This window comes from Streptomyces silaceus (assembly GCF_001419745.1).
Classification (GTDB): Bacteria; Actinomycetota; Actinomycetes; order Streptomycetales; family Streptomycetaceae; genus Streptomyces; species Streptomyces silaceus.
Map to the genome: position 1 here is coordinate 1 of NZ_LIRJ01000351.1, position 8,809 is coordinate 8,809.

General features: G+C 71.8%; 6 protein-coding genes. 4 read left to right on the forward strand and 2 right to left on the reverse strand.

The genetic code is table 11. The annotated features are described in order from the left end of the window. Positions 1–172 precede the first annotated feature (172 nt). Positions 173–994, forward strand: coding sequence for a pentapeptide repeat-containing protein (locus tag AOK22_RS28830; RefSeq protein WP_055701655.1), 822 nt, complete (start codon positions 173–175; stop codon positions 992–994). 36 nt (positions 995–1,030) lie between these two features. Here the strand turns inward: AOK22_RS28830 and AOK22_RS28835 are convergent, their stop codons facing one another. Next, complete coding sequence (locus AOK22_RS28835) at positions 1,031–1,924, reverse strand: hypothetical protein (RefSeq protein WP_055701656.1); 894 nt, start codon at positions 1,922–1,924, stop codon at positions 1,031–1,033. Between the two features lie 250 nt (positions 1,925–2,174). Here AOK22_RS28835 and AOK22_RS28840 point away from each other — a divergent pair, with 250 nt between their 5' ends. After that, positions 2,175–2,969 carry a S1 family peptidase gene (locus AOK22_RS28840; protein WP_055701657.1) on the forward strand — a complete coding sequence of 265 codons (795 nt, stop codon included), beginning with the start codon at positions 2,175–2,177 and terminating at the stop codon, positions 2,967–2,969. Between the two features lie 336 nt (positions 2,970–3,305). Then, a complete protein-coding gene (locus AOK22_RS28845) occupies positions 3,306–6,413 on the forward strand; it encodes an endo-alpha-N-acetylgalactosaminidase family protein (RefSeq protein ID WP_055701659.1) in 3,108 nt (1,035 codons plus the stop codon). 84 nt (positions 6,414–6,497) lie between these two features. Here AOK22_RS28845 and AOK22_RS28850 read toward each other — a convergent pair whose 3' ends face one another. Continuing rightward, entirely contained in the window at positions 6,498–8,270 is a 1,773-nt protein-coding gene (locus AOK22_RS28850; protein WP_055701658.1) for a glycoside hydrolase family 35 protein, read from the reverse strand. A gap of 160 nt (positions 8,271–8,430) precedes the next feature. Here AOK22_RS28850 and AOK22_RS28855 point away from each other — a divergent pair. Continuing rightward, the coding region (locus tag AOK22_RS28855; protein ID WP_208606460.1) for an AraC family ligand binding domain-containing protein at positions 8,431–8,809 on the forward strand (379 nt) is incomplete at its 3' end.

The window sequence follows — 8,809 nt, forward strand, 5'->3', positions numbered from 1 at the left end:
GCGCAGCACCCCAAGGCGCAGACGCCCACGACCCCGCACCCGAGACGGCAGACCGCGCACCGCCCAAGGCGCCCCGCCAGGCGCCCGCGGTCCCGCCCCGAGGCCGAGTCCGTCGCGTAGGTCCCGCACAATGGGCCCGTACCATCCCGTAACCCCCTAAGGAGCCTGGGTCATGTCGTTGCCTCTGTTGCGGGCCGACTGTGGGAGTTGTTTTGGGCTCTGCTGTGTCGCCCTCACCTTTTCCGCGTCCTCCGACTTCCCCGTCAACAAGGACGCCGGCAAGCCCTGCACCAACCTCCAGGCCGACAACCGCTGCGGCATCCACGACAAGCTGCGCGACACGGGCTACCGGGGCTGCACCGTCTACGACTGCTTCGGCGCCGGACAGCACGTCTCCCAGGGCACCTTCGGCGGCCGCGACTGGCGTCAGGATCCGGCCACGGCCCGCCGCATGTTCGAGGTCTTCCCGATCATGCGGCAACTCCACGAACTGCTCTGGTACGTGACCCAGGCGCTCACCTTCCCGCAGACCCGTCCGATCACCGCCGACCTGAAGCGCGTCCTCGCCGAGACGGAGCGCCTCACCGAGGCCACCCCCGAGGCCGTGGCCGCCACCGACGTGGCCGCCCACCGCCAGGACGTCAACATCCTCCTCCTGCGCACCAGCGAACTCGTCCGCGCCGAACACCTGCGCAAGGGCGGCAAGAAGAAGAACCGCCGGGGCGCCGACCTCATCGGAGCCCGCCTCAAGGGCGCCGACCTCAAGGGCGCGGACCTGCGCGGTGCCTACCTCATCGGCGCCGACCTGCGGGACGCCGACCTCCGGGCGGCCGACCTGATCGGCGTGGACTTCCGCGACGCGGACCTGCGCGGCGCCGACCTCACCGGCGCGCTCTTCCTCACCCAGACGCAGGTGAACGCGGCGAAGGGCGACGACCGCACCAGGATCTCCGACTCCCTCGACCGCCCCGCGCACTGGGCCGGTCAGCAGTAGGGGGAGCGGCAGAAAGGAGAGCGGTAGTCGCGACGCCTACGCGTCGCACTCAAGTACCGTCCGACACAACCCGCACCGAGCCCGCACCCGCCCCCGCGCCGGCACCCTGATCCGCTGATGGCAGGTGGGGCACGGGAACGACACCCGCAGCGCCCCGCCGTCGACGGAGAAGGCGTAGGGCCCGCCCGACGCCGCGGCGCCGCCCTGCTCGCGGGCGTACCGCTTGTCCTTCGCGTACCGCCGCCGCCCCGCCCACCCCGCCGCCGTCAGCGGCGGCTGCTGCCCGTCGCGGCGGGCCTGCGCGAGCCCCTTGGTGTACGCGCTGTACGCCTGCGGGCTGGTGAACCACGTCTCCGGCGCCTCGCCGAAGGTCAACGCCCGCTTGGCCAGGACGTATCCGAACTCCTCGGGCGTGAGATAGCCGAGCTTCTGGGAGGACGCGCCGTCCTCGCGGTAGGCGTCGAGCAGCAGCCAGCCCGCTCCCAGGTACGTGGTGGCGGTGTCGGTCAGGATCTCGTTGTCGCGCGTGCCGGGGAAGGAGAGGTCGAGCCGGTGCAGATAGACGTGCATGACCTCGTGGGCGAGCGCCGCGCCGATGTCCCTGCGGTGCCTACGGAAGCGGTCGTTCAGTTCGATGAAGTACTCGGGCCCCGAGGCGAGTTCGACGTACGCGGCGTGTTCCATCTCGCGGAAGCTGACGATCATGCGGGCGTCGGGCAGCCGCAGGTGCCGGACCATCTCGCGGGCGATCCGCTGCACGCCGAGGTGCAGGTCGTCCTGGTCGCCGAAGGCCACGTCGGCGGGGGTGACGCTCGTGTCGAAGGCGTGGACGGTGTCGTACGAAAGGCGTTTGTAGAGCGCGGTGACGGAGGCTCGCACGGTCTCCAGATGGGGGTAGCCGTGCACCACAGGTCCGCCGCCGACCGTCACGTCCGTACCCCCTGAGACAGCTTCCCGGGACACCGCAACTCGGTCCCACTGTACGGGGGTTGCCGCCGCCCGGGGCAGTGCCGCGCGACATGCCGTGGCCGAAAACCGCCCCTTGTCCTGAGCGGACACCGATCTCCATAATCCGCAACAACGCTTTGGCGGGCTCATGCCATCCACGCGCACCCTGCGGGGACGGCAAGGGCCCGTCACGCGTGCGACCCCCCACAAACCCCCCACGAAGGGAAGTCAGTTGAAGACCAAGCTGCGTGGAGTGAAGAGAGCCGCCACCCTCGGTGCGATCGGCCTCGCCGCCGTCAGCCTTCAGCCCATCGCCGCCCAGGCGGCTCCCAAGCCCACCCCGCCGAGCGAGCGTGTCGTCGGCGGCACCCCTGCCGAGCAGGGTGAATTCCCGTTCATGGTCCGTCTCTCGATGGGCTGTGGCGGCGCGCTGTACGCCAAGGACATCGTGCTGACCGCCGCCCACTGTGTGGACGGCTCCGGCGACAACACCAGCATCACGGCCACCGGCGGTGTCGTGGACCTGGAGAGCCCGGACGCGATCAGCGTGAAGTCCACCAAGGTCCTGCAGGCCCCCGGCTACAACGGCAAGGGCAAGGACTGGGCGCTCATCAAGCTGGAGAAGCCGATCGACCAGCCCACGCTGAAGATCGCCAAGGACACCAAGTACAACGAGGGCGAGTTCGACATCGCCGGCTGGGGTGCCGACAAGGAGGGTGGCGACCAGCAGCGCTACCTCCTCAAGGCGAAGGTTCCCTTCGTCAGCGACGCCGACTGCGAGGCCGCCTACGGCGCCGACCTGACGCCCGGCGAGGAGCTCTGCGCCGGCAAGATCGCCGAGGGCGGCACGGACACCTGCCAGGGCGACTCCGGCGGCCCGATGTTCCGCAAGGACGAGGCCGGCGAGTACATCCAGGTCGGCATCGTCAGCTGGGGCAACGGCTGCGCGCGGCCGAAGTTCCCCGGTGTCTACACCGAGGTGTCGACCTTCGCGGCCGACATAGAGAAGGCGGCGTCGGAGCTCTGACCGGACCCGCCTCCACTCGCATGTGAGCCGCGTGCGCGGAGCGCACCCGAGTCCATGCGCACGCGCACCCCACGGCTCCGGCGCGGGGCGTCCGCTTCCTTGCGGGCGCCCCGCGTCGCCGTGTACACCCCCTCGCTCACCTCGCCCACCTCGTCGCGAGGGCCCCGCGCCCGGCGTCGGACCCCGACGCGCGGTAAGTCCAACACCTGTCCCTCCTTTGTCCATGGGCGCGTTCGCTCCGCCCGGCGCATCGTGATCGGCACGAAATCCGTCGTGTTCCGTGCGGCGTTCCGTCCGATGATCCGTCCGATGTTCCGTCCCGTGGAGGGGTGCCCCATGCTGCCGTCACACACGTCCGGGCCGAGCCGCAGAGCCGTGGTCGCCACGGGCGCGATCGCCGGGATCGGGGTCGCCGTAGGGGCGGGCGGCAGCGCGCTGGCCGCGCCCGCGTCCGGCGCGCGCCCCGCGGCCGACACCGTGCTGCGCTCCGCCGACCTCGACGTGCGCGTCGCCACCGACTTCCCGCGCGTCGTCTCGTACACCGACCGCGCGTCCGGCGCCGTCCTGCACGGCCGGGCGGACGCCGTCACCACGGTCCTCGTCGACGAGACCGCGCACACCCCGAAGGTCACCGCCACGGTGGGCAGGAAGCGCGTCGCGTACGCCCTGGCCTTCGACGGCGGCACCCGCGTCGACGTCGAGATCGCGGTCGAGGGCCGGCAGGTCCACTGGCGCGTCACGAGGATCGCCGACACGGACGCGCTGCGCGTCGGCACCCTGCGCATCCCCGGCCTGTCCCTGCTCTCCGTACGCAGCGACCAGCCCGGCGCGGCCCTCCTCGCCGCCAAGGTGCAGCTGGACAAGGCCAAGAGCGGCGACACCCTCGTCCGGCCCGCCAAGGACACCCCCGCCGAGGCGGCCACCGGCTGCGCGTACGCCGTCGTCGCGCACGACGGGCTGGGCGGCGCGATCGAGACGAACACCGTCTACGACAAGCCCACCAGCGAGGCAGGCACCACCTGGGAGAACGGCCGTCTGTGGCGTGAGACGGTGAAAGCCGGTGACTACGTAGAGGCCCGGTTGAGCCCCGGGCAGTGGACGCACCGCGCCGCGACCGCGCCCGTCGACGCCACCGAACCCCTCCCGTACGCCACGGTCGTCATCACCGGCGACCGCAACGGCGACGGCAAGGTCGACTGGCAGGACGCCGCGATCGCCTTCCGCGACATCATGGTGACCCCGCTCGGCGCCGACGAGCAGCACCTGCGGGTCGTCCCGCACATCCCCTTCAACTTCGCCTCGCAGGCCACCAACCCGTTCCTCGCCACGCTCGACAACGTCAAGCGCATCCACCTGGCGACCGACGGACTGCGCCAGTACACGCTCCTCAAGGGCTACCAGTCCGAGGGCCACGACTCCGCCCACCCCGACTACGCGGACAACTACAACACGCGCGCGGGCGGCCTCGACGACCTGAACACGCTGGTCCGCGAGGGCAAGAAGTGGAACAGCGACTTCAGCGTGCACGTCAACGCCACCGAGTCCTACCCCGTCGCCAACGCCTTCTCCGACAAGCTCGTCGACAAGAGCAACGAGCAGTGGGACTGGCTCGACCAGAGCTACCGCATCGACCAGCGCCGCGACCTGGTCTCCGGAGACATCGTCAAGCGCTTCGCCGATCTGCGCGCCCAGACCCACGGCGGCCTGAACACCCTCTACATCGACGTGTTCCGCGAGTCCGGCTGGACCTCCGACCGCCTCCAGCGCGCCTTCCGCGAACAGGGCTGGACGATCACCACCGAGTGGGGCCACGGCTTCGAGCGCTCCGCGATCTGGTCGCACTGGGCCACCGAACCCGACTACGGCGGCGACACCTCGCGCGGCATCAACTCCCGCCTGATCCGCTTCGTCCGCAACCACCAGAAGGACGTCTTCGCCGACAAGTGGCCCACCCTCCTGGGCATCGCCCGCATGGGCAACTTCGAGGGCTGGGTCGGCAAGACCGACTGGCACGCCTTCTACGAGCTGATCTGGACGCACTCCCTGCCCGCCAAGTACCTCCAGGCGTACCCCATCAAGACCTGGGGGGAGCACGAGATCGCCTTCTTCGGAGACGCACGGTCCGGCGCCGCGACGACGGTCTCCGACAGCGGCGGCACCCGGCGCATCACCACCGACGGACGCGTCGTCTACGAAGAGGGCCGCTATCTGCTGCCCTGGGAGCCCCGCAAGGCCACCGACCCCGCCAAGCTGTACCACTACAACCCGTCGGGCGGCAGCAGCAGCTGGCGCCTCCCGCGCGCGTGGGCGAACCGTTCCCGCGTCGCCCTGTACAAGCTCACCGACCAGGGCAGGGTCTTCGAGTCGTACGTCTCCGTAGCGGGCGGAAAGGTCACGCTGGACGCCGAGGCCAAGCAGCCCTACGTCCTCTACCGCGACCGTGCCGCCGCCCTGCCCGACCCCCGGTGGGGCCAGGGCACCCCGCTCCACGACCCCGGCTTCCACTCCGGTTCCCTGAAGGGCTGGAAGGTCAGCGGGCCCGCCTCCGTCGAGCTCAGCGCGCTCGGCGACCACGAACTGGTCGTCGGCGCGGGCGGCGCGGCGGCGGTGGGGCAGCGACTGGCCCGCCTGAAGGCCGGTACGTACGTCGCCTCCGTGCAGGTCGAGGTCGGGGAGAAGGCGGGGGAGCGGCGCGAGGCCTCGCTGGAGGTGCGCACCGCCGACGGCGTCACCGCGGTCAACTCCACCACGACGTCCACCGCGGGCAACTACGTCGCCGCCGACCGCAAGCACGGGACCCGCTTCCAGCGGATGTTCACGTACTTCACCGTCCCCGAGGGCGGGGGCCCGGCCGAGCTGACCCTGCGGGCCGCGGCCGGCGACGCGCGCGTGCGCTTCGACAACGTACGGGTCGTCGCCACCACACGGCCCGCCGACCTGCCCCGGGCCACGCTCGTCCGCGAGGACTTCGAGCACGTGCCGCAGGGGTGGGGGCCGTTCGTGAAGGGCGACGCCGGTGACGTCACCGACCCGCGGACGCACATCGCGCAGCGGCACGCGCCGTACACGCAGCGCGGCTGGAACGGCAAGGCGATCGACGACGTCATCGACGGCACCAACTCGCTGAAGTCGCGCGGTGAGAACGACGGGCTCGTCTACCGGACCGTGCCGCACACCGTCCGCTTCGCGGCCGGCCGGCGCTACCGGGTGTCGTTCCGCTACGAGAACGAGAAGGCCGGGCAGTACGCGTGGGTCACGGCGGTGGACGCGCCGGCGCCCCGCGAGCTCTCCCGCGAGGAACTCCCCGTCGCCACGGTTCCCACCACCCTGACCTACGAGTTCACCGCCCCCGCGGAGGGCGAGGCCTGGGTGGGCCTGCGCAAGACGGGCGACGACGGCAAGGCGGAGTTCGTCCTCGACGCCTTCGAGGTGATCGAGCTGTAGGACTCCGGGCCGCGCACGCAGACGCCGGACGGACTGGAGGAACAGTCCGTCCGGCGTCTGCGTGCGCGGCGCGGTGGCGGAGCCTCAGCTCAGGTCCACCCGCTCCCCGGCCCCTTCCAGCTCCAGCACCCACACCTCGTTCGGGCCCTCCCGGAGAACCGGGCCGGGGACGTACAGCGAGGTCTGCGGGCCCGCCGACCAGTAGCGGCCCAGGTTGAAGCCGTTCAGCCAGACGAACCCGCGCGTCCAGCCGGGGAGTTCGAGCGACGCGTCGCCGGGGGAGCCGACCTCCACGACGCCCCGGTACAGGCCGGGGCGGCCCTGGGAGGGCCCCGACACCGGAAGCGCCCGCACCGCCGACGGCACGTCGAACGCGTCGAGGCGCAAGGCGCGCGCCCGCACCCCGTGCACGTACTGCCGCTCGTGCAGGATGCCCCCGGTGACGCCCTTCGGCTCACCCGTGCGCGGCCCGTAGTTGACCCGCCCCAAGGACTCCACCCACAGCTCCACGCGCGCGTGCCCGGCCACGGGAGAGGCCAGCGTCGGGGTGCCCTCCGTGAGGACGTCGGCCCGCACCCCGTCGACGTACACCACCGCCCGGTCCCGAAGACCGCGCACGCTCAGCGGATACGGCTCGCGCGGCCCCGGCAGCGTCACCGCGTACCGCACCAGACCGCGGTCCACGTCCAGCTCCTCGAACGTGGGCGGGACCGCGTGCTCCGACTCGGGGGAGCCCAGCGCGTCCAGGACCGCGTCGAGCGGGCACCAGTCCGTCAGGGGAGCCGACACGGGCGCGCCGAGCGACGGCGGCGGAGGGGGCGGCTCCGGCAGCGGGTCCGCCGCGTACCGCGCCAGGACCTCCCTGAACGCCCAGAACTTCTCCGTGGCACGGCCGAACTCGTCCACCGGCGCGTCGTAGTCGTACGAGGTGACGTCCGGCTGCAGCACCCCGTCGTGCAGCGCGCCACCGCCCCGGTTGGCACCCGCCCAGCCCGCGAAGTTCGTGCCGCCGTGCGCCATGTAGAGGTTCACGGACGCCCCGCACTCCAGGATCTCCCGCAGCGCCCCGGCCGCGTCGGCGGCGTCCCGCACGACGTGCTCGGCGCCCCAGTGGTCGAACCAGCCGCACCAGAACTCCATGCACATCAACGGACCCTTGGCACGGTGCCTGCGCAGCGTGTCGAAGCCGGCGCGGGCCCCCGAACCGAAGTTCACCGTCGCCAGGACGTCCGGGATCGAACCGCCGGTCAGCATGTGGTCCTCGGGACCGTCCGACGTGCACAGCGGAACGGTGACGCCCTCGGCGCGCAGCAGGTCCGCGAGGCGGCGCAGATACACCTGGTCCGAGCCGTAGCTGCCGTACTCGTTCTCGACCTGCACCATGATCACCGGACCGCCCGCGCCGGAACCGTCCCCGGCGGCGTCCCCGCGGTGCTGGCGCGCCACGACCTGCGGAAGCAGCCGCCGGAACCAGCGGGTCACATGCCCCAGATACTCCTCGTCACGGGTCCGCGCGCGTGCCCCCACCGCACCCGTCAGCCAGTGCGGCAGACCGCCGTTCTCCCACTCCGCGCAGATGTAGGGCCCCGGGCGCACGATCGCCCACAGGCCCGCCTCCCGCGCCGCGTCCAGGAAACGGCCCAGCGCCTCCACGTCGTGGAACGTGCCCGGACGCGGCTCGTGCAGATTCCACGGGACGTAGGTCTCCACACAGTTGAGGCCCATCGCCCGCAGCATCGCCAGGCGGTGCCCCCACTGCGCCTCGTGCACCCGGAAGTAGTGCAGCGCGCCCGACAGCAGCCGCACCGGCCGCCCGTCCAGCTCGAAATCGTCCTCGCCGACCCTGAACCCGTTCATCGCGTCCTCTCGCTCACGTCTCGCCCACGATCACCTCTGGCGGGCAGCAGGGTCCATGGACAAAGATCGGGTCCGGTTGGACGCAGCGAGGGAACAACCCGCATCCGGACGATGCGGCGAGCGGGCCGGGCCAGGACCGCACCGGAAGGGGCGCACGCGGATGTACCACACGTGGATGCGGTATTTCACTCCCAGCCCGACCCATCACAAACTGGGCCTCGCCTGCCTCGGCGTCGGCCTCCAGCACGGCCTCCTGCCGACGGTCGGCCCCCGCACCCTCGACCACCACGTCGCCGTCGTGGTCAGCGCGGGCGGCGGCTGGTTCCGCGGCGCCGACGGCCGCCGCACCACCGTCACCGCACCCGCCCTGATCTGGCTCACCCCCGGCGTACGCCACCACTACGGCCCCGACCCCGACACCGGCTGGGACGAGTGCTTCGTCGACTTCACCGGCCCCGCCACCGCCACGTACACCGAACTCGGCTACATCGAACCGGCCCGCCCCGTCGTGCCGCTCTCCGACGCCGCGGGCGCCCGCG